The sequence below is a fragment of the Streptomyces lomondensis genome (genome assembly GCF_014651035.1).
In the GTDB taxonomy this organism is placed as follows: domain Bacteria; phylum Actinomycetota; class Actinomycetes; order Streptomycetales; family Streptomycetaceae; genus Streptomyces; species Streptomyces lomondensis.
In genome coordinates, this window is the sequence record NZ_BMWC01000006.1 from 15,618 (window position 1) to 36,649 (window position 21,032).

The 21,032-nt window shown below is 71.3% G+C and carries 15 protein-coding genes; 8 read left to right on the plus strand and 7 right to left on the minus strand.

Annotation, left to right across the window (positions count from 1 at the left end; all coding sequences use genetic code 11):
- Positions 1 to 73 precede the first annotated feature (73 nt).
- Genes IE255_RS20870 through IE255_RS20890 form a run of 5 tightly spaced genes read right to left on the minus strand, consistent with a single transcriptional unit; the run spans position 74 to position 8,269 of the window.
- Positions 74 to 679, minus strand: coding sequence for a GTP-binding protein (locus IE255_RS20870; RefSeq protein ID WP_190051874.1), 606 nt, complete (start codon positions 677 to 679; stop codon positions 74 to 76).
- Positions 660 to 4,310, minus strand: coding sequence for a hydantoinase B/oxoprolinase family protein (locus IE255_RS20875; RefSeq protein WP_190051875.1), 3,651 nt, complete (start codon positions 4,308 to 4,310; stop codon positions 660 to 662). Before IE255_RS20875 ends, IE255_RS20870 begins: the two co-directional genes overlap by 20 nt.
- Positions 4,311 to 4,334: 24 nt before the next feature.
- A complete protein-coding gene (locus IE255_RS20880) occupies positions 4,335 to 4,730 on the minus strand; it encodes a DUF742 domain-containing protein (protein WP_190051876.1) in 396 nt (131 codons plus the stop codon).
- A gap of 9 nt (positions 4,731 to 4,739) precedes the next feature.
- Entirely contained in the window at positions 4,740 to 5,174 is a 435-nt protein-coding gene (locus tag IE255_RS20885; protein WP_190051877.1) for a roadblock/LC7 domain-containing protein, read from the minus strand.
- Entirely contained in the window at positions 5,171 to 8,269 is a 3,099-nt protein-coding gene (locus IE255_RS20890; protein WP_190051878.1) for a sensor histidine kinase, read from the minus strand. The genes IE255_RS20885 and IE255_RS20890 overlap by 4 nt, the downstream gene beginning before the upstream one ends.
- 403 nt (positions 8,270 to 8,672) lie before the next feature.
- On the opposite strand from IE255_RS20890, the gene IE255_RS20895 reads away from it, so the two are divergent.
- The gene (locus IE255_RS20895) at positions 8,673 to 9,275 is read left to right on the plus strand and encodes a hypothetical protein (RefSeq protein ID WP_308280902.1); all 603 of its coding nucleotides are present in this window, start codon (positions 8,673 to 8,675) and stop codon (positions 9,273 to 9,275) included.
- Positions 9,276 to 9,481: 206 nt separating this feature from the next.
- On the opposite strand, the gene IE255_RS20900 is transcribed toward IE255_RS20895, so the two are convergent.
- Entirely contained in the window at positions 9,482 to 10,672 is a 1,191-nt protein-coding gene (locus IE255_RS20900) for an NAD(P)/FAD-dependent oxidoreductase (RefSeq protein ID WP_190051880.1), read from the minus strand.
- Positions 10,673 to 10,883: 211 nt separating this feature from the next.
- Complete coding sequence (locus IE255_RS20905) at positions 10,884 to 11,207, minus strand: bifunctional 3-phenylpropionate/cinnamic acid dioxygenase ferredoxin subunit (protein WP_190051881.1); 324 nt, start codon at positions 11,205 to 11,207, stop codon at positions 10,884 to 10,886.
- 314 nt (positions 11,208 to 11,521) lie between these two features.
- Here IE255_RS20905 and IE255_RS20910 point away from each other — a divergent pair, with 314 nt between their 5' ends.
- The 7 genes from IE255_RS20910 to IE255_RS20940 all read left to right on the plus strand — a co-directional run bounded on the left by IE255_RS20910 (position 11,522) and on the right by IE255_RS20940 (position 21,021).
- Positions 11,522 to 12,352: an IclR family transcriptional regulator gene (locus IE255_RS20910; protein ID WP_190051882.1), complete on the plus strand. Its 831-nt coding sequence runs from the start codon at positions 11,522 to 11,524 to the stop codon at positions 12,350 to 12,352.
- A gap of 228 nt (positions 12,353 to 12,580) precedes the next feature.
- Positions 12,581 to 13,666: an S-(hydroxymethyl)mycothiol dehydrogenase gene (locus IE255_RS20915; protein ID WP_190051883.1), complete on the plus strand. Its 1,086-nt coding sequence runs from the start codon at positions 12,581 to 12,583 to the stop codon at positions 13,664 to 13,666.
- Positions 13,663 to 14,280 carry an MBL fold metallo-hydrolase gene (locus tag IE255_RS20920; RefSeq protein WP_190051884.1) on the plus strand — a complete coding sequence of 206 codons (618 nt, stop codon included), beginning with the start codon at positions 13,663 to 13,665 and terminating at the stop codon, positions 14,278 to 14,280. The genes IE255_RS20915 and IE255_RS20920 overlap by 4 nt, the downstream gene beginning before the upstream one ends.
- Before the next feature lie 84 nt (positions 14,281 to 14,364).
- A complete protein-coding gene (locus IE255_RS20925) occupies positions 14,365 to 16,815 on the plus strand; it encodes a GcvT family protein (protein WP_190051885.1) in 2,451 nt (816 codons plus the stop codon).
- A gap of 14 nt (positions 16,816 to 16,829) precedes the next feature.
- Positions 16,830 to 17,972: an aromatic ring-hydroxylating oxygenase subunit alpha gene (locus IE255_RS20930; RefSeq protein ID WP_190051886.1), complete on the plus strand. Its 1,143-nt coding sequence runs from the start codon at positions 16,830 to 16,832 to the stop codon at positions 17,970 to 17,972.
- A complete protein-coding gene (locus IE255_RS20935; RefSeq protein ID WP_190051887.1) occupies positions 17,953 to 19,419 on the plus strand; it encodes an aldehyde dehydrogenase family protein in 1,467 nt (488 codons plus the stop codon). The genes IE255_RS20930 and IE255_RS20935 overlap by 20 nt, the downstream gene beginning before the upstream one ends.
- Before the next feature lie 39 nt (positions 19,420 to 19,458).
- A complete protein-coding gene (locus IE255_RS20940; protein ID WP_190051888.1) occupies positions 19,459 to 21,021 on the plus strand; it encodes an APC family permease in 1,563 nt (520 codons plus the stop codon).
- Positions 21,022 to 21,032: the final 11 nt, after the last annotated feature.

A 21,032-nucleotide genomic window follows, 5' to 3' on the forward strand; every position in this document is an offset into this window, starting at 1 on the left:
CGCGCGTGGAGCGTGGTTTCCGACTGCGGCCCGTACCCCGGTCGGCGGGGTACGGGCCGTGCCGGCGGTCGCGTCAGGTGGTCACCGTCTGGCGGCGGTCGGCCGCGTAGGCCATCGCGTGCTGGACGACGCCGATGAGCGCTTCCTTGACGGACTCGCGGTCGCGGGCGTCGCACATCATGAGTGGTACGCCGTCGTCGAGGTCGAGGGCCTGGCGGACGTCCTCGACCGGGTAGCGCGGGGCGCCCTCGAAGCAGTTGACGCCGACGAGGAACGGTATGGCGCGCCGTTCGAAGTAGTCGACGGCGGCGAAGCAGTCCTCCAGGCGGCGGGTGTCGGCGAGCACGACGGCACCGAGCGCGCCCTCGGACAGCTCGTCCCACATGAACCAGAACCGCTCCTGGCCGGGCGTGCCGAAGAGATACAGCACCAGGTCGTCACGCAGTGTGATACGGCCGAAGTCCATGGCGACGGTCGTGGTGTGCTTGCCTTCCACGCCGCTGGTGTCGTCGACCGGGCGCCCGGCCTCGGTGAGCAGTTCCTCGGTGCGCAGCGGCCTGATCTCGCTGACCGCGCCGACGAGCGTGGTCTTGCCCACGCCGAAGCCGCCGGCCACCAGGATCTTGAGCGTGACGGGCTCGACCGGAGGCTTGCCGCGCTCAGAACGCCCGAAGATCATCGATCTCTTCTCCTGCTTGATGGGGGTCGGGCGACGGCCGGCCGTAGCCTCCGCCGCCTGGGGTTTCGATGACGAGTACGTCGCCGGGGACGACGTCCGCGGAGCCGCTGCCGCCGAGTTCGGTCACCGTACCGTCGGCGTGTTCCACCCGGTTGGCGCCGAGAGCGCCCGGCTCGCCGCCCGCCATGCCGTACGGGGGGACACGGCGGTGCTGGGAGAGCGTGGAGACGGTCATGGGCTCCAGGAAACGGATGCGGCGCACGGCACCGTCCCCGCCGCGCCACCGGCCGGCACCGCCGCTGCCGCGCCGGACCGCGAACTCCTCCAGGCGCGCGGGCAGTCGCCACTCCAGGACCTCGGGGTCGGTGAGGCGTGAGTTGGTCATGTGGGTCTGGACGACGGGTGCGCCCGGGAAGCCGTCGCCCGCACCGGAGCCGGAGGCGACGGTCTCGTAGTACTGGTGGCGTGCGTTGCCGAAGGTGACGTTGTTCATGGTCCCGGAGCCCTCGGCCTGGACGCCGAGCGCCGCGTAGAGGGCACCGGTGATCGCCTGCGAGGTCTCCACGTTGCCCGCGACGACGGCGGCCGGCGGCTCGGGGGCGAGCAGGGAGCCGGGCGGTACGACGATGCTCAGGGGACGCAGACAGCCGTCGTTGAGGGGGATGTCGTCGGCGACGAGGGTGCGGAAGACGTACAGGACGGCCGCGTTGACGACCGAGAAGGGCGCGTTGAAGTTGGTGGGCAGTTGCGCGGACGTGCCGGTGAAGTCGATGGTCGCGGCACGCTTCTCGCGGTCCACGCGCACGGCCACGCGGATGACGGCACCGGAGTCGGTCTCGTAGGCGTAGTCGCCGTCGTCGAGGGCGTCGATGACGCGGCATACGGCCTCCTCGGCGTTGTCCTGGACGTGCCTCATGTAGGCCTGGACGACATCGAGACCGAACTCCTCGATCATGCGGCCGACCTCGTCGACGCCCTTCTGGTTGGCGGCGATCTGGGCGCGCAGGTCGGCGAGGTTGGTCCTGGGGTTGCGGGAGGGGTACGGCGCCTCGGTGAGGAGGCGGAGGGTCTCGTCCTCGCGGAAGCGGCCCTTCTCGGCCAGCAGCCAGTTGTCGAAGAGGACGCCCTCCTCCTCGATGGTGCGGCTGTTCGCGGGCATGGAGCCGGGGGCGATGCCGCCGATCTCGGCGTGGTGGCCGCGTGAGGCGACGTAGAAGAGGATCGCCGGGTCACTCTCCGTGTCGGCCGGTGACGGGGTGCCGAAGACCGGGGTGATCACGGTGACGTCGGGCAGGTGGGTGCCGCCGTGGTACGGGTCGTTGACGGCGTAGGTGTCGCCCGGGCGCATGCGTGAACCGCGCCGGCGGATGACCTCTTTGACGCTCGTCCCCATCGAGCCCAGGTGGACGGGGATGTGCGGGGCGTTGGCCACCAGGTTTCCGTCCGGGTCGAACAGGGCGCAGGAGAAGTCCAGGCGCTCCTTGATGTTGACGGACTGGGCGGTGGACTCCAGACGGGCGCCCATCTGTTCGGCGATGGACATGAAGAGGTTGTTGAAGACCTCAAGCAGAACCGGGTCGACTTTCGTGTCGAGATCGGAACTCTGCGTAATCGCGGCGCGTTCCATGACCAGATGCCCGTCGTCGGTCGCCGCGGCCCGCCAGCCGTCGTCGACGACGGTCGTCGCGCCGGCTTCGGTGATGATCGCCGGGCCGGTGACGGTGTCGCCGGGAGGAAGGTCCTCGCGGCGGTGGAGGGGTACGTCGCGCCAGGATCCGCCCGTGTGGAGGCGGACGGTGCGCGGCGCCGCGGGGCTGCCGTCCGTGGGGGCTTCGTAGGGGGCGAGAGCGGAGAGATCGGGGGGTTCGGTGATGCCGGTGGCTTCGACGGAGAGGGCTTCGACGACGATCGGGCGGTCGAGGGTGAAGGAGTACGTGGCGCGATGACGGTCTTCGAAGGCGTGCCGCATCGTGTCGGGCTCGGTCAGCTCGACGGTGAGGGTGGTGTCGGTGCCGTCATAGCGGAGTTCCGCGCGGCGGGTGACCTCGATGTGCTCCTCGGGGACGTCCTCGGCGAGGAGTTCGGCGCGTGCCGCCGCTTCGAGGTCGTCGGCGGTCTTGCGGACGCCGGGCATGGCGGCGGGTTCCAGGGGTGCCTCGACGGACTGTTCGCGCATGGCGGTGGTGTCGGCGAGGCCGATGCCGAGCGCGGAGAGGACACCGGCCATGGGCGGCACGAGGACGGTGCGGATGCCGAGGGAGTCGGCGACCATGCAGGCGTGCTGGCCGCCGGCGCCGCCGAACGTGGTGAGGGCGTAGCGGGTGACGTCGTGGCCCTTCTGGACGGAGATCCGCTTCACGGCGGACGCGATGTTGGCGACGGCGATCCGCAGGTAGCCCTCGGCGACCTGCTCGGGCGTGCGGTCGTCGCCGGTCTGCTCACCGATCTCGCGTGCGAGGGCGGTGAAGCGGTCCCGGACGAGTGCCTCGTCGAGGGGCTCGTCGCCGTTCGCTCCGAAGACGTTCGGGAAGTGGGCGGGCTGGATGCGGCCGAGCATGACGTTGGCGTCGGTGACGGCGAGCGGGCCGCCGCCGCGGTAGCAGGCGGGTCCCGGGTCCGCGCCCGCCGAGTCCGGCCCTACGCGGTAGCGGGAACCGTCGAAGTGCAGGACGGAGCCGCCCCCGGCCGCGACGGTGTGGATGTCCAGCATGGGGGCGCGCAGCCGAACGCCGGCGATCCGGCTGGTGAGGACGCGTTCGTACTCGCCCGTGAAGTGGGAGACGTCGGTGGAGGTGCCGCCCATGTCGAAGCCGATGACGCGGTCGAAGCCGGCGAGCTGCGACATGCGGGCCATGCCGACGATGCCGCCGGCCGGCCCGGACAGGATGGCGTCCTTGCCGCGGAACTGCCCGGCCTCGGTCAGGCCGCCGTTGGACTGCATGAACATCAGCCGTACGCCTTCGAGTTCGTCGGCGACGTGCCGGACGTAGCGGCGCAGTACGGGCGAGAGGTAGGCGTCGACGACGGCGGTGTCCCCGCGGGGGACGAGTTTCATCAGAGGGCTGACCTCGCTGGAGAGCGAGATCTGCGGGAAGCCGATGCGGGCGGCGAGCTCCCCCACGGCCTGCTCGTGGGCGGGGTGGAGGTGGCTGTGCATGCAGACCACGGCGACGGCCCGGATCCCGTCGTCGTAGGCCTCCTGGAGGGGGCCGGCAAGGGCGTCCAGGTCCGGGGCGCGCAGGACTGTGCCGTCGGCGGCCATGCGCTCGTCGATCTCGACGACCCGTTCGTACAGCAGCTCGGGCAGGTCGATACGGCGGGCGAAGATGCTCGGGCGGTTCTGGTAGGCGATGCTCAGGGCGTCGCGGAAGCCGCGGGTGATGGCCAGGAGGGTGCGTTCGCCCTTGCGCTCCAGGAGGGCGTTGGTGGCGACCGTGGTGCCCATGCGGACCGTCTCGACGGGGTCGGCGGAGCCGGCCAGCAGGGTGCGGACGCCCTCGACCGCCGCGTCGGCGTAGCGTGCCGGATTGTCCGACAGGAGCTTGTGCGTGAGCAGCCGGCCGTCCGGGCGCCGCGCGACGATGTCGGTGAAGGTGCCGCCCCGGTCGACCCAGAACTGCCAGCCAGTCACGTCAGTACCCCGCTTCCGCGCTGCTCACAGCGCCCGGAGGCCGTTGATCACGTCGCGCAGAATACTCTCGTCCGGCAGCTCGGCAGGGGGTACGGGCCGGTTCACATGGACGAATTCCGCGTCCACGAGATCTCCGACAAGGACCCGTACCACCCCGATCGGCAGGTCGAGTTCCGCTGCGAGTTCGGCGACCGACTGCGGGACGTCACGACAGAGCTCGACGATGTCCACATGCTCCGGGGAGAGCATGTGGTCCGCCTCCGGATCGTCCGCGTGCGGTTCCGTGACCACGACCGCGATCAGGTCCAGCCGGTGCTGGCCATGGCTGCTCGTGCGGCCGCGCGTCATGGCGTACGGACGGACGACCGGTCCGGCCTCGTCGTCGAACCAGTGGCTTCTTCCCTGACCGTCAGCGCTCATGTCATCCCACTACCCGCCTGCGGGCAGATCGGTGCGCGGAGCGGCGCCCAGATGCACACCCACCCGCTTCACGAGGAGTGTCATCTCGTAGGCGACCTGGCCGACGTCCGAGTCGGCGTCCGACAGGACGGCGAGGCAGCTGCCGTCGCCGGCGGCCGTCACGAACAGGAAGGCGTCGTCGAGCTCGACGACCGTCTGGCGGACGTTGCCCGCCTCGAAGTGGCGTCCCACGCCCTTGGCAAGGCTGTGGAACCCGGAGGCGACGGCGGCCAGATGCTCGCTGTCCTCCCTGGTCAGGTCCCTGGACAGGCCGGTCGGCAAACCATCGCTGGAAAGCACGAGGGCCTTGCGGATGCTCGCGACGCGGTCCACCAGGTCGTCGAGGAGCCAGTTCAGCTCCCCCTTGTTGGCTGCGGTGTGGCCGGTGGCCTTCGGTGCGGTCATCGACCGTCCCCCTCTGTCGTTCCTTGTCGTGCTGCGCCGCTGTGGGCCGAGTCGCCCGCGGCGTTCTCCTCGCGGCCGCGCTGCCAGCCGCGCTGGAGCGAGGCCATCCGGCTGCGTACTTCCTCGGCGTCGCGTTCTGCGGGCTCGGCCTTGGCCTCGGTACGAGGCTCGGGACCCCGCTTCAGCTGCGGGGCCAGGTTGGCCTGCCGAACGCGCCGGGGCAGCGGCGCGGAGCCGGAGCGAGGCGCTTGTGGTGCGGAGCGGGGGTCGTCCCCCCGCCGTGCCGGGCCGGTCTCCGGGCGCGCGGCGCCGGAGTCGGCCTCGTGGTGTGTGGGCCCGCCGGGCATCTCCGGGGCGGGGCCGGAGAAGCGGCCGGGGGCGTCCGGGCCGCTCGAGGCGATCTCCGCGCGGCGGGACCGCTGGGGCAGAACGGGCGGCTCCGAGTGGTCGCTCGCGGCGCTGCCGGACGAGGCAGGGGATGCGCTGCGGTCCTCGGTGCGACCGCCCGCGCCGATGCCCCGGCGCGTGGACTCCGTGCCCCGGCGCCGGGCCGGCAGAGGCGGCGGTGCGTCCTGCTGCGACTCGCCGCCGGTCGCGGAGCCCTCGGTGCGGCGCCGCACCGGGAGCGGGGACGTGGGCTCCGGCCCGGGCCGGCCCGGGGCCCGGCCGCCCGTGGAGTCCTCACCCCGGCGCCGCGACGGGAGCGAGGAGGTGGCCCCCGGCTCCGCTCGGCCGGTGGCCGTGGTCTCCTCGTCGGTCTTCCCGCGCCGGGGGCGCTGCTCGGTGACGGGGCGCCCGTGCGAGCTGACCAGCTTGGGGGCGTGGCGGCGGGACAGCGGGACGGGAGCGCTCAGGTCGTCCTCGGTGTCCGTGCGGTCGCGTGCGTCGCGGGAGCCGGCGGCAGGCTGGTGCGGGTCGGCGCGGCGGCCGGCCGTCTCGTCCTGGGAGCGGATGAGGGAGTGGCGCGGGCGGAACAGGCCGCCGTGCTCGCTGTCTTCGTCCTCGATGGCGCCGGGGAAGTCGTCGATGGCGTCCAGGTCGACAGGGGCCTCCAGCTCGACCGGTCCGTCCAGGAGCGAGGCCGGCAGGCCGGGCCGTTGGGCGGACGCCTGGGAGAGTGCGGCGCGGCGGTTGTCCTGCGGCTCGCTCTCCTTGGCCAGCTGGGGGCGGTCGAGGCGGAACCCGAGGCCGTTGGTGTCCGGGACGTCGTCCGTCAGCAGCGCGTCGGGGATGAAGACGACGGCGGTCGTGCCTCCGTACGGGGAGGGCTGGAGGGAGACCCGGACATTCTGTCGCTGGGCGAGACGGCTGACCACGAACAGGCCGAGCCGGTCGGTGTCGGACAGTTCGAACTCCGGCGTCTCGGCGAGCCGGAGGTTGGCGTCCAGGAGGGCCTCGGCCGCCATACCGAGGCCGCGGTCGTGGATCTCGAGCGTGAAGCCGTTGGCGACCCGCTCGCCCAGGACCTGGACGGCGGTGTGCGGCGGCGAGAAGACCGTGGCGTTCTCCAGGAGTTCGGCCACGAGATGCGTGAGGTCGGCGACGGCCGGGCCGGTGACGGCGATGCGCGGCAGACGGCGGACCTCGATGCGCTCGTAGTCCTCGACCTCGGCGACGGCGGCGCGTACGACGTCCATGAGCTGGACGGGCTTGCGCCACTGGCGGGAGGGAGCGGCGCCGGAGAGGATCACGAGGCCCTCGGCGTGCCGGCGCATGCGGGTGGTCAGGTGGTCGAGGCGGAACAGATCGGCGAGTTCCTCGGTGTCCTCGGTCCTGCGCTCCATGGCGTCGAGCAAGGTGAGCTGCTTGTGCAGCAGGACCTGGCTGCGGCGCGCGAGGTTGACGAAGACCTCGGAGACGCCGGCGCGCAGTTCGGCCTGTTTGACGGCGGCTTCGACAGCGGCGCGCTGGAGGGTGTTGAGGGCCTGGCCGACCTCGCCCATCTCGTTCTTGTCGTACTCCAGGCGCGGGACCTCGGTCTCGACGTCGACCTGCTCGCCCGCCGACAGACGGCGCATCACGCTGGGCAGCCGCACTCCGGACGCCTCGTGGGCCTCCAGACGCAGCTGCCGCAGATCGCGGATGAGGGTGCGGCCGACGCGCACGGAGAGGAAGAGGGAGAGCAGGAGCGCGATCAGGCCGAGTGCGCCGGCGACGACCGCCTTGGCGATGACGCCGATGGCCACCGGGTGGACGCGGTCCTGGTAGCGGTCGTTGGCCTGGTCGTTCAGGGTGCCGAGTTCGTCGAGCACATTGCCGGCGGCGCTGTCCCAGCTCTTCGCGGTGACGCCGCGGGGCGTTCCGGCTCCGGAGTCGAGGGCCGCTTCCTCGGCCACCCGCAGCGGTGCGGAGGAGGCGTTCTTCCAGAAGCTCTCGTACCGGTCGCGCTCCGCGACGGGCAGCAGTTGGAGGTTGACGTCGTACAACAGCGTGCGCTGGGCCACGAGGTCGGAGATGTCACGCTCTTCGGCGTGGGAGATCCGGCCGACGATCAGGGCGGAACCGAGCAGGGCGTCCTCGCGGGAGAGCAGTTCCCGGGCCCGGGCGAGGTTGACCAGCGCGCGGTACTGCTTGTCCAGGTCCACGTTGTCGACCACGCGCAGGTTGGCGAGCAGGGCGTAGCACGGGTCGACCAGCCGGTTGTAGAGGTCGAGAGCCTGGGAGCGGTTGACGGTGCCGTCCTCGACGCTGCGGCGCAGCGACTCGATGCCGTCGAAGGCGTCCAGGACGGCGGTCAGCCGCTCGTCGGTGTCCTCGCCCATGGCGTCGCGCACGTCCGGGTTCCGGGCGTTCTCGCGGATGCTGCCGACGGCCTTGTCGGTGGCGGTCCGGCTGTGCCGGAGCGCGGCGAGCCCCTCGGAGGCACGAGGGTCGGCGAGGTAGACGAGGGTCTGGCGGCGTTCCTCCTGGAGGACGCGGACGGTGTCCTCGACGGGGTAGCCGATCTTCTCCACCACGGACGACACGTTGAACAGGTCGCCCGCCTCACGCCCCGTGAGCACCGTGGCGAAGGCCCAGATCGCGGTCAGGGACACCAGCGGCACGAGAAGCAGCGCCACGATCTTCCGGCGGATGGACTTCCCGCGAAAGCGCATGGCCTCCCCCAGCTCGGGCCCCCGGACCTACCGGGGGTACACATGTGCGTCAACAAACGGCGCGAGCCTACTACCGACGCACAGGGAACTCGAAGACCGGTCCGGAAGGTGAACTTCCGCGCCAGCCACGAGGCATAGGGAGTTGTCCGGTCATGGCGGGAGTTGTCTCCCCGAAACCGATGGTGAGCAGGCAGGCCAATCCCCCTGGTCGGCCAGGGCGGTTGGCTGAAATTTTTCGGTTCCTGGGAATCTTCCGGGTGGGTCGTTCGTCCTTCTCTACGGGAAACGGGGGCGGAATCGGCCACAGGAGCCGCATCCCGCACCCGGGCGGCGTAAAACAGCGCAAGCCGGGCAGCCACTGGGGAGCACGGGTCTTCGGATGCGAGCGAGCGGTCTGCTGGCGGTGGGGAGTGACACGTTGATGGGCACGGCGGAGCGGCGCGGGGCGCCCAGGGCTGGTGGGGCGCAAGTGACGGGGCATCGGAATTCCGAGGCGACTGATCACGGCACTCCCGCTGCCGCGGCAGAGACCACAGCCGGCGAGACGGAAGTCCCGGCTCAGGCAAGGGAGGTACCGGCTCACGAGGTGGGCCGTGACATACGTGAGCAGCAGCACTACCGGCCCCTGTGGGTCGAGGAGCCGGCGCGGCGGCGCCGGTTGCCGGACCCGGTACGGACGGCGGCGGTGCGGGCGGTCCTGCTCATCGCGGTGACGCTGATTCAGGCGATGGTGGCGTTCCTGTGCACGATGGCCGGGTCCTGGCTGGCGTTCCCCATGGTGATCAGCAGTGTGGTCAGCACGATCGTGGCCACCTGGGGAGCGCTCGACGTGTGGGTGACGCGTCAGGTCTGGAACCAGCGCAACGGCGTGGTGTCCATGCCGAGCAGCACGGCACGGGCACTGCGCCGCGAGCGGCGCCGGGCCCGACGTCAGGCACGCGCTGCCGAGCGGGCGCAGGAGCGGATACGCCGGCGGGGCGGGGCCGGGCAGTTGTCCCACCCGTAAGGAAGCCACGCGATCCGTAAGAAAATTGCGCCATCCGTAAGGAAGCCATGCCATTCGTAAGGAAGTTGCCCCAGCCGTAAAGAAGGTGTGCCGTCCATAACGATGGCGCCCCAGTTGTAAGGAAGGTGTGGCGAGGGGTCTGTCGAGGCGCCCGGAGCAGAACCAGGCACTCGGCCGATCCCGAGCCGCGTCCCTCTCATGGGTGATCATGGGGTGACGGACGGCATTCGCTTCTCCCCGGCGTCCCTGGCGAGTTCGCGTCTCGCCCGCATGAACGGGCGCGGGCGGTCCACGGCGAGCACCGCGGTCGTACGGCCGTCCCGCTCGTAGCGGGCGAGGAATCCGCCCTCGGCGGGTGCGCCGTCGGAGAGCCCGCCCTCGGTGATGCGGACGGTGTCGTCGTCCCGGCACCGGCCGGCGAACTGGATGCGGGCGCCGTACTGGTCGGACCAGAAGTAGGGCAGCGCGTCCGCGGTCTCGACGGTGCGTCCGGCGAGCAGGTTGGTCACGGCGATGCGGGGCTGCAGGGTGGCGGACGTCCAGTGCTCGGCGCGGTGGCCGCCGACACTGGCCACGTCGCCGACGGCGACCACCTGCGGCAGGGCCGTCACACAGCCGTCGTCGCACAGGACGCCGTCGCGCACGGCCAGGGGGGAACCGACCAGCCAGGCGGTGTTGGGGACGGCACCGATTCCGACGATCACGGTGTCGGCGGGGAGGGTGCGGCCGTCGGTGAGATCCACGCCGGTCACCGTCGCGGTGCCCCGCAGGCCGGCCACGCCGGTGCCGGTGACGAGGTCCACACCGCCACGGCGGTGCAGTGCGGCGCACACGGCGGCCATGTCGGCGCCGAGTTGGGGCACGAGAGGCAGCGGGGCGGCCTCGACGACGGTGACGGCGTGGCCGAGGGAGGAGCAGGACGACGCGGTCTCGGCGCCGATGAAGCCGCCGCCGATGACGACGACGCGGCGCGGGCCCCGGGCGAGTTCCTCGCGCAGGGCCAGGGCGTCGTCGAGGGTACGGAGCGTGTGCACGCCGGCGAGGCTGTCGCCGGGCAGGCGGCGGGCCGAGGCGCCCGTGGCGATGACGAGGCCGTCGGTGGACACGGTGCGGCCGTCGTCCAGCAGGACGGTGCGGGCCCGGGCGTCGAGGGCGCGGACCCGGACGCCGAGGAGCCACTCGGCGTCGAGCTCGGCGGTCTCCTCGGCGTCGGTGAGGGCGAGTCGGGCCTCGTCGGCGCGGCCGGTGAGGAAGTCCTTGGAGAGAGGAGGCCGGTCGTAGGGGTGGTGGGGTTCGTCGCCAACGATCACCAGACGCCCGTCGTAGCCCTGGGCGCGCAGTTCCCGGGCGGTGTACAGGCCGGAGAGCGAGGCACCGACGATGGTCACGGTTCGCATGCGGGGTGCCTCCTCGGAACGTGCGGCGCACTTGCCTCACCGGTCGCGGGGCGCCCCCTCAGCAAGGTGGACGCACTGGCCACACCGGCCGGCGCGCCACCGCGCATCGCCCTCAGGTGGCCGTCCACTCCTCCGCGCATCGCCCTCACGCGGCCGTCCACTCCCCCGAACATCGCCCCCACGCAGCCGTCCACTCCCCCGTGCATCGCCCTCACGCAGCCGTCCCCTCCTCCGCCGCGAGGTGGACGTGGATGAGGCCGTCGTCGACGGTGACGCGGTGGGTGCGGACGGGGCGGCGCGCCGGAAGGCAGGTCGGCATGCCCGTGCGCAGGTCGAACGAGGCGGCGTGCAGCGGGCATTCGACCAGGGAGCCCTCCAGCCAGCCCTCGGAGAGAGAGGCGTCCTGGTGGGTGCAGGTGTCGTCGATGGCGTAGAGATCGCCGTCGTCGGTGTGGAACACGGCGACAGGCGGTGTCGTCTCGACGCGGACGGACTCACCCTTGGGGAGGTCTTCGAGGCGGCAGACGGGAATCACGGGCCCCCCTCTCGGTCCGGGACGCGTGGCCCGGAGCCGTTCGGCCAGACTGTGGGCAGTTCAGGGAGTGCCGGGACCGAGGCGGGCCCGGGCACGGAAAGGTGTTGGTGCACGTCGTCCGGCCCCGACGTCGGGGCCGACCCCTCTTCGGGTGGTCGTCCCCTTCCGAGATCCAGACGCTTCGGTAACATGATGTTTCACATGGCGCATGAGCCAGCGCTATGCGCAACAGAATCCGGGCGGGGCGACCGTCGCGTCAAGGGTTTCCCGCAGATGCGGCCCAAACAGGGCCGACAGGTGGTGAGAGTTGAGCCATGACCCGCACGCAGAAGCAGTCCGACGGCGACGAGAACCCGACCGGGAGCACGGCGAAACAGGGCGGCAGAGGCGCGGCGAGCGCCGTGCAGTCGGTGGACCGCGCGGTGAGCGTGCTGGAGATCCTCGCCCGGCACGGTGAGGCGGGCGTCACCGAGATCGCGGACGAGCTGGACGTGCACAAGTCCACGGCGTTCCGGCTGCTCGGCGTCCTGGAGAACCGCGGCCTGGTGGCCCAGGCGAAGGACCGCGGCAAGTACTACCTGGGCGCCGGCGTACTGCGCCTCGCGGGGGCGGCGGCAGTGCGGCTGGACGTCTCGCAGGAGGGTGTCCCGGTGTGCCGGGAACTCGCCGACGAGCTGGGCGAGACGGTCAACATCGCGGTCCTGGACGACGACGCGGCGGTCAACATCATGCAGGCCCGCGGCACGGCCTCCGTCACCGCGCAGAACTGGCTCGGCCGCCGCACCCCGCTGCACGCCACGTCCAGCGGCAAGGTGCTGCTCGCCCACCTGCCGCCCACCCTGCGCGAGGGCCTGCTGGCACGCCCGCTGCACCGCTTCACGGAGCGCACCGTCACGGTCGCGTCCATGCTGCGCGGCGAGTTGGACACCGTGGTGCAGCAGGGGTACGCGATCACGGTCGAGGAGCTGGAGATCGGGCTGGCGGCAGCGGCGTCGCCCGTCCGCGCGCACGACGGCAAGGTCATCGCGTCGCTCAGCGTCTCGGGACCGGTGTACCGGCTGAGCCCGGACCGGCTGCCGGAGGTGGCCAAGCGCACCGAGGCGGCGGCCGCCGAGTTGTCCCGCCGGATGGGCTACGGCTTCTGACGTAGCGCGGGCAGGTCGCCCGGAACGTAGGGCGCACAGCGCGGGACCAGGGGAAATCCCTGGTCCCGCGCTGTTGTGTGTCCGGCGTGTTTCGCCCCTCCCGTGCCGTTTTCCAAGGGTTGACGCGAACCATGACTCGCACCTCTTGACGGCTCCTCGGTGGCGTTCCCACTATGTTCCTCATCGCGCAACCCATCGTGCATTGCGCAACAGCAGAGGAGCCAGGTCGTGCCACATGAGGTCCGTGCCGTAGTCGCTGTCGAGAAGGGCGCACCCGTCGAGGTGCAGACGATCCTGGTTCCCGATCCCGGGCCCGGCGAGGTCCTCGTCGCCGTGCAGGCCTGCGGGGTCTGCCACACGGATCTGCACTACCGGGAGGGCGCGATCACCGAAGACTTCCCGTTCCTGCTGGGTCATGAGGCGGCCGGCACGATCGAGGCCGTCGGCGCGGGTGTCACCGAGCTCAAGCCCGGCGACTACGTGGTGCTCGCCTGGCGTGCTCCGTGCGGCGGTTGCCGTTCCTGTCGCCGTGGCCGCCCCTGGTACTGCTTCGACTCCCGCAACGCCGCCCAGCCGATGACCCTGCTGGACGGCACACCGCTCACCAACGCCCTCGGCATCGGCGCCTTCGCCGAGAAGACGCTGGTCGCGGCGGGACAGGCGGTGAAGATCGACCCGGCCGCACGTCCCGAGGCGGCCGGCCTCATCGGCTGCGGCGTGATGGCCGGATACGGCGCCGCCGTCAACACCGGCAACGTCGGCCGGGGCGACTCGGTCGCCGTCATCGGCTGCGGCGGCGTCGGCAACGCGGCGATCGCGGGCGCCTGCCTCAACGGCGCCATGAAGGTCATCGCCGTGGACATCGACGACAGGAAGCTCGACCAGGCCGAGAAGTTCGGCGCGACGCACACCGTCAACTCCCGGGGCACGGACCCGGTCGAGGCGGTGCGGGAACTCACCGGCGGCTTCGGTGTCGACATCGCCATCGACGCCGTGGGCCGCCCCGAGACCTTCCAACAGGCCTTCTACATGCGCGATCACGCGGGTCTGCTGGTCCAGGTCGGCGTGCCCTCCCCTGAGATGAAGGTCGAACTGCCGCTGATCGACGTGTTCTCGCGGGGCGGCGCGATCAAGTCGTCCTGGTACGGCGACTGTCTGCCGAGCCGCGACTTCCCGTTCCTGATCGACCAGTACCTGTACGGGCTGCTGGACCTGAACGCGTTCGTCAGCGAGACGATCCCGCTGGACCAGGTGGAAGGGGCGTTCGCGAAGATGCACCGGGGTGAGGTGCTGCGCTCGGTGGTCGTCCTGTGAGCGCCGTGCGCGTGGAGCGCGTCGTCACCTCCGGCACGTTCAGCCTCGACGGGGAGACGTTCGACGTCGACAACAACGTCTGGCTCGTCGGTGACGACGAGGAGGTGCGGGTCGTCGACGCCGCGCACGACGCCCGTGCGATCCACGAGGCCGTCGCCGGCCGCCGGGTCACGGCGATCGCGTGCACGCACGCCCATGACGACCACATCGACGCGGCGCCCCAGCTGTCCGTCCTGACCGGCGCGCCGGTCCTGCTCCACCCCGACGACCACGAGCTGTGGTCCCACACGCATCCCGCCCGCAAGCCCGACGGCGACCTCGTCGACGGCCGCGTCCTCACCGTCGCCGGCATCCATGTGCGGGTCGTTCACACACCCGGCCACACCTGGGGCAGCTGCTCCCTCTACGCCCCCTTCCTCGACGCCGTGTTCACCGGTGACACCCTCTTCCACGGCGGCCCGGGCGCCACCGGCCGCTCCTACTCGGACCGCCCGGCCATCGAGGCGTCCCTGCGCAACCGGCTGCTCACCCTGCCCGGCGACACGACCGTCCACACCGGACACGGCCCGGACACCACGATCGCGGCGGAGCGCCGGAACGTGCCGACGCCCTGAGCCTCCAGAGCCCGGTCCCACAAACCGCACAGGCCCACCGCCCCACTCCCCCCAACGAGCCCACCCGTCCCGGCAAGGAGGGGCATGTCCAGCACACCCGAAAACCCCCGCGTGGTCGTCGTCGGCGCCGGCATCGTCGGCTGTTCCCTCGCCGACGAGCTGACCGCACGCGGCTGGACCGACGTCACCGTCCTCGAACAGGGGCCCCTGCCCGCTCCCGGCGGCTCCACCTCGCACGCGCCCGGCCTCGTCTTCCGGACCAGCCCGTCCAAGACGCTTACCGCCCTCGCCCGGTACACGGTCGAGAAGTTCGGCTCCCTCGACGTCGACGGCGTCCCGTGTTTCGACCCGGTGGGCGGCCTGGAACTGGCCACCACCTCCGAGCGCCTCGCCGAGCTGCACCGCAGGGCCGGTTTCGCCGCTTCCTGGGGCGTGCGCGGCGAGATCGTCAGCGCCGCGCGCTGCAAGGAACTGTGGCCGCTGATCGACGAGTCGATGGTCCTCGGCGGTTTCCACACACCGGACGACGGCCTGGCCCGCGCTCTGCTCGCCGCCCGCGCCCAGATGGCCCGGGCCACCGCGCGCGGCGCCCGCTTCCTGGACCGGCACACGGTCACCGGCATCGAGCGGGACGACGGCCGGGTCACCGCCGTCGTCACCGACCGGGGCACCTTCCCCGCCGACCACGTCGTCTCGGCGGCGGGTTTCTGGGGCCCGGTCATCGGCCGCATGGCCGGGGTCGACGTGCCGCTGCAACCGCTCGCCCACCAGTACGCCAGGACCAGGCCGCTCCCCGAGCTGAGCGGTGCCACCGCGGAGGCCTCGAAGCCGATCCTCCGCTTCCAGGACCGGGACCTGTACTTCCGCGAGCACACCGACCGCATCGGCATCGGCTCCTACGCCCACCGGCCCCTGCCCGTCGACCCGTTCGCGGTGCTGCCGTACGACGAGGCCCGCGCCCGGGACATGGACATGCCTTCCTCCTATCCCTTCACGGAGGAGGACTGGGCCCCCAGCTGGGCCGACTGCCGCCGCCTCATGCCCGCACTGCGTGACGCCGAGATCGAGGCCGGCTTCAACGGCGTGTTCTCCTTCACCCCGGACGGCATGCCGGTCCTCGGCGAGTCGCGGCGGCTGCGCGGCTTCTGGCTGGCCGAGGCCGTCTGGGTCACGCACTCCGCCGGTGTCGCCAAGGCCGTCGCCGAGTGGATGGTGGACGGGCGGCCGTCGCTCGACCTGCACGAGTGCGACCTCACCCGCTTCGAGGAGGCGCAGCGTTCACCGTCGTACGTCCGCGAGCGCGGTGCGCAGCAGTTCGTCGAGGTGTACGACGTCGTCCATCCGCTCCAGCCGATGGAACGGCCGCGTCCGCTGCGCGTCAGCCCCTTCTACGCCCGTCAGCAGCAGCTCGGCGCGTACTTCCTGGAGGGCGGCGGCTGGGAGCGCCCGCACTGGTACGAGGCGAACGCCCCGCTCGTGGCCGGCCTCGGCCCCCTCCCCGAGCGCAACGCCTGGTCGGCCCGCCACTGGTCCCCCGTCGCGGCGGCCGAGGCGAAGGCGACACGCGAGCGGGTCGCCCTCTACGACATGACCCCCCTGCGCCGCCTGGAGGTCACCGGCCCCGGAGCCCTCGGCTTCCTCGACCGCATGACCACCAACAACCTCCGCAAGAAGCCCGGAGCGGTCACTTACACCCTCCTTCTCGACGAGTCGGGGGGCATCCGCTCCGACCTGACCGTGGCCCGCCTCGCCCCCGACCGCTTCCAGGTCGGCGCCAACTCCCCCGCCGACCTCGACTGGCTCCTGCGCCACGCGCCCGGCGACATCCACATCCGGGACATCACCTCCGGCACCTGCTGCGTCGGCGTCTGGGGCCCGCTCGCCCGCGACCTCGTCCAGCCGCTCACCCCCGACGACTTCTCGCACGAGGGCTTCGGCTACTTCCGCGCTAAGGAGACGTACATCGGGCACGTCCCGGTGACCGCGATGCGGCTGAGCTACGTCGGCGAGCTGGGCTGGGAGCTGTACACCACCGCCGACCTGGGGCTCCGGCTCTGGGACACGCTGTGGGAGGCCGGCCGGGAGCTCGGGGTGGTCGCGGCCGGCCGCTCGGCGTTCAACTCCCTGCGCCTGGAGAAGGGCTACCGCGCCTGGGGCGTCGACATGACCGACGAGCACGACCCGTTCGAGGCGGGTCTCGGCTTCGCCGTGCGCATGGACAAGGAGGGCTTCGTCGGGCAGGCGGCCCTGCGCGGGGCTGCGGAGCCCACCCGCCGCCTCACCCCCCTGCTCCTCGACGACCCCGCCGCCGTCGTCCTCGGCAAGGAGCCGGTGTACGTCGACGGCACCGCAGCGGGCTACGTCACCAGCGCGTCGTACGGCTACACGCTCGGCCGCTGCGTCGCGTACGCCTGGCTGCCCGCCCCTCTCGCCGCGGGCACCGGCGTGCACATCGAGTACTTCGGCGAGAAGGTCCCGGCCACGGTCGCCGACGAGCCGCTGTTCGATCCGAAGATGACCCGAATCCGCCGGTAGGAGGCGTTCCTCTCGTGACGACGACCCCGATCACCCCGAGCCTGATCGCCACCCTCCCCGGCCGCTACTACACCGACCCGGACGTCTTCCGGCAGGAGCAGGAGCGCATCTTCGAGTCGATGTGGTTCTGCGCGGTCCGCGGCTCCGACCTGGACCGGCCGGGCGCCTTCCGCACCGTCCAGGTCGGTCGCGAGAGCGTCATCATCACCCGCACCCGCAACGGGGACCTGCGCGCCTTCCTCAACGTCTGCCGGCACCGCGGGGCCCGGCTGTGCATGGAGGAGTCGGGCGAGATCCGCCGTACGCTCCAGTGTCCGTATCACGCGTGGACGTACGACCTTGACGGCAAGTTGATCGCCGCACCCAACTTGATCAAGATGCCGGACGTCGACCGCACCGCGTACGGGTTGATCAAGGTGGCCCTGCGCGAGTGGCTCGGCTACGCCTGGGTGTGCCTGGCGGACGAGCCGCCCTCCTTCGAGGACACGGTCGTGCACGCGGCCGTCGAGCGGCTCGGCGACATCGCCGCGATCGAGCACTACGGCACGGACAACCTCGCACTCGGCAAACGCATCACCTATGACGTGCAGGCGAACTGGAAGCTGATCGTCGAGAACTTCATGGAGTGCTACCACTGCGCGACGATCCACCCGGAACTGACCGAGGTGCTCCCGGAGTTCGCCGACGGCTACGCCGCCCAGTACTACGTGGGCCACGGCGCCGAGTTCGGCGACGAGGTCAAGGGCTTCACGGTGGACGGCAGCGAGGGCTTCGGCAAGCTCCCGGCGGTGAGCGCCGACCAGGACCGCCGCTACTACGCCATCACGGTCAAGCCGACCGTGTTCGTCAACCTCGTCCCCGACCACGTCATCCTGCACCGCATGTTCCCGCTCGCCGAGGACCGCACGGTCGTCGAGTGCGACTGGCTGTACGCGCCCGAGGTGGTGGAGTCGGGGGCGGACGTGTCGAAGTCCGTGGAGCTCTTCCACAGGGTGAACGTCCAGGACTTCGAGGCCTGTGAACGGACGCAGCCGGCGATGTCTTCCCGCGCGTACCGCAAGGGCGGTGTGCTGGTCCCCAACGAGCACCACATCGGGATCTTCCACGCATGGCTCGTCGAGCGTCTGGGAGGCGCGCATGCCGGACCTGTTCATTGACGGCGCGTGGCGGGGCGCGGTGGACGAGCGCACCCGTGAGATCCGCTGCCCGGCCGACGGCTCCCTGGTCGGGGTCGTGGACGAGGCGGGCGGCAAGGACACCGTGGAGGCCATTGCCGCGGCCCGCCGCGCCTTCGACGAGGGGCCCTGGCCGCGGACCCCGGCGCACGAACGAGGCGACCTGCTGCTGCGCGTCGCGGACCTCCTCGGACGCGACAAGGAGGCCCTCGCCCGCGCCGAGTCCCTGGACACGGGCAAGCGGCTCGTGGAGAGCGAGTACGACATCGACGACATCGCGAACTGCTTCCGCTACTTCGGGCGGTTGGTGGCGAGCGAGACCGGCCGGGTGGTGGACACCGGCCGGGCGGACGTCGACAGCCGGGTGGTGTACGAGCCGGTCGGTGTGTGCGGGCTCATCACGCCCTGGAACTACCCGCTCCTCCAGACGGCGTGGAAGGTCGCCCCGGCCCTGGCGGCGGGCAACACGGTCGTGCTCAAGCCGAGCGAACTGACCCCGCACACCGCGATCCACCTCCTGCGGCTACTGGCGGAAGCCGGACTTCCGCCGGGCGTCGGCAATCTCGTCCTCGGCACCGGCCCGGAAGCGGGAGCCCCGCTCGCCGACCATCCGGACGTGGACCTCGTCTCCTTCACCGGCGGCCTGGAGACGGGCCGCCGCCTGATGGCGGCCGCGGCGGGGACGGTGAAGAAGGTGGCCCTCGAACTCGGCGGCAAGAACCCCAACCTCGTCTTCGCCGACGCCGACTTCGAGACGGCCGTCGACATGGCGCTGACCGCCGTGTTCCTGCACTCGGGGCAGGTGTGCTCGGCCGGGGCGCGGCTGCTCGTGGAGGACGCGCTGCACGACCGGTTCGTCGACGAGGTCGTACGCCGGGCGCGGGACATCCGGCTGGGCGGGCCGTTCGACGAGCGGGCGCAGACCGGCCCGCTGATCTCGGCCGCGCACCGGGCCAAGGTCGAGGCGTACGTGGCGCGGGGCCTGGCGGAGGGCGCGGTGCTGCGCTGCGGCGGCACGCGCCCCGACCGGCCGGACCTCGTGGGCGGCTTCTACTACCTGCCCACCGTGCTGGACGAGTGCGCCGCGGGGATGTCGGTGGTGCGGGAGGAGTCCTTCGGGCCGGTCCTCACCGTCGAGCGGTTCACGAGCGAGGAGGAGGCCGTACGGCTCGCCGACGACACCGTCTACGGCCTCGCGGGCGCCGTGTGGACGAGCGACGAGGCCCGCGCGGCACGGGTCGCGGCCCGGCTGCGGCTCGGCACGGTCTGGATCAACGACTACCACCCCTACGTCCCGCAGGCGGAGTGGGGCGGATTCAAGCAGTCCGGCTTCGGACGCGAACTCGGGCCGGCGGGGCTCGCCGAGTACCGCGAGACGAAGCACATCTGGCGCAACACCCGCCCCAGCCCCCAGGGTTGGTTCGACTGACCGGAAACCGCCCTGAGGACCACCATTGAGGAACCGCCCATGAAAGCAACCGCGCAGTCCGCAGACTCACACGGCCAGGACGACGCCGAACTCACCGAGTTCGGCTACAGACCCGAACTCAAGCGCACCCTCGGCAACTTCCACACCTTCGCCGCCGGGATCAGCTACATCTCCATCCTGACCGGCACCTTCCAGCTGTTCTACTTCGGCTACGGCAGCGGCGGCCCCGCCTACTGGTGGTCGTGGCCGATGGTCTTCGCCGGCCAGTTCATGGTCGCGCTGTGCTTCGCCGAGCTCGCCGCCCGCTATCCCGTGGCGGGCTCGGTCTACAACTGGTCGAAGAAGATCGGCAATCCGCATCTGGGCTGGCTCGCCGGGTGGATGATGTTGATCGCCTCGATCGTGTCCATATCGGCCGTGGCGCTGGCCTACCAGTTGACGCTGCCGCAGATCTCGTCGGTCTTCCAGTTCGTGGGGGACGGCACCGGTACGTACGACGTGGCGACCAACGCGGTCATCCTGGCCGCGGTGTTGATCCTTTTCACGACCCTCGTGAACGCCTTCGGCGTCAAGTTGATGGCCAGGATCAACACGGCGGGCGTGTTCATCGAGTTGATCGCCACTGTCGTATTGATCGTCCTGTTCGCCGTCCACATCACCCGTGGTCCGCAGGTCGTGATGGAGACGCACGGCACCGGCGCCGGCTACGGCAACGGGTACCTCGGCGCCTTCCTGGTGGCCTCGCTGGCCTCGGCGTACGTCATGTACGGCTTCGACACGGCCGCCTCGCTCGGCGAGGAGTCCCTGGACCCGACCCGGAACGCGCCCCGCGCGATCATCCGGGCGATCGTCGCGTCGTTCATCCTCGGCGGGTTGATCCTGTTGCTCGCGTTGATGAGCGTGTCCAGTCTGAACGGCGAGAAGCTGTCCACGGACGGCCTCCAGTACATCGTCCTGGACGTGCTCGGCCCGACGGCCGGCAAGGCGATGCTGTGGTGCGTGCTCATCGCGGTGACGGTGTGCGCCCTGGCGGTGCACACGGCCGCCGTCCGGCTGGCGTTCGCGATGGCCCGCGACAACAACCTGCCCGCGTCCTCGAAGCTGGCCAAGTGCCATCCGCGGTTCCAGACGCCGGTCCTGCCGACCGTGATCATCGGGATCCTGGCGCTGGCGATCCTGGTGGTCAACATCCGCCAGCCGCAGATCTTCACCGTCGTCACCAGCATCGGCATCATCATGATCTACCTCGCCTACCTGGGCGTCACGGTGCCGCTGCTGGTCGCCCGGCTGCGCGGAAAGTGGCAGCCCGCGGACGGGGGCCGCTTCTCGCTGGGCCGCTGGGGTCTGCCGGTCAACATCCTGGCCGTGCTGTGGGGCGCGGCCATGACGCTCAACCTGATCTGGCCGCGGGCCGCCGTCTACAACGCCACGGAGCCCTACCACTGGTACCTGCGCTGGGGCGCGGTGCTGTTCGTCGCGGTCATCGCGGGCGGCGGCTTCGCCTACTACTGGTTCGTCCAGCGGCACCGCACCGGCGTGCTCGCCGAGCACCGCTCGGAGGTCCCGGCCGCCGCTCCCCTCGCCGCACCGGCGGCCGACTGAGGACCGAAGGA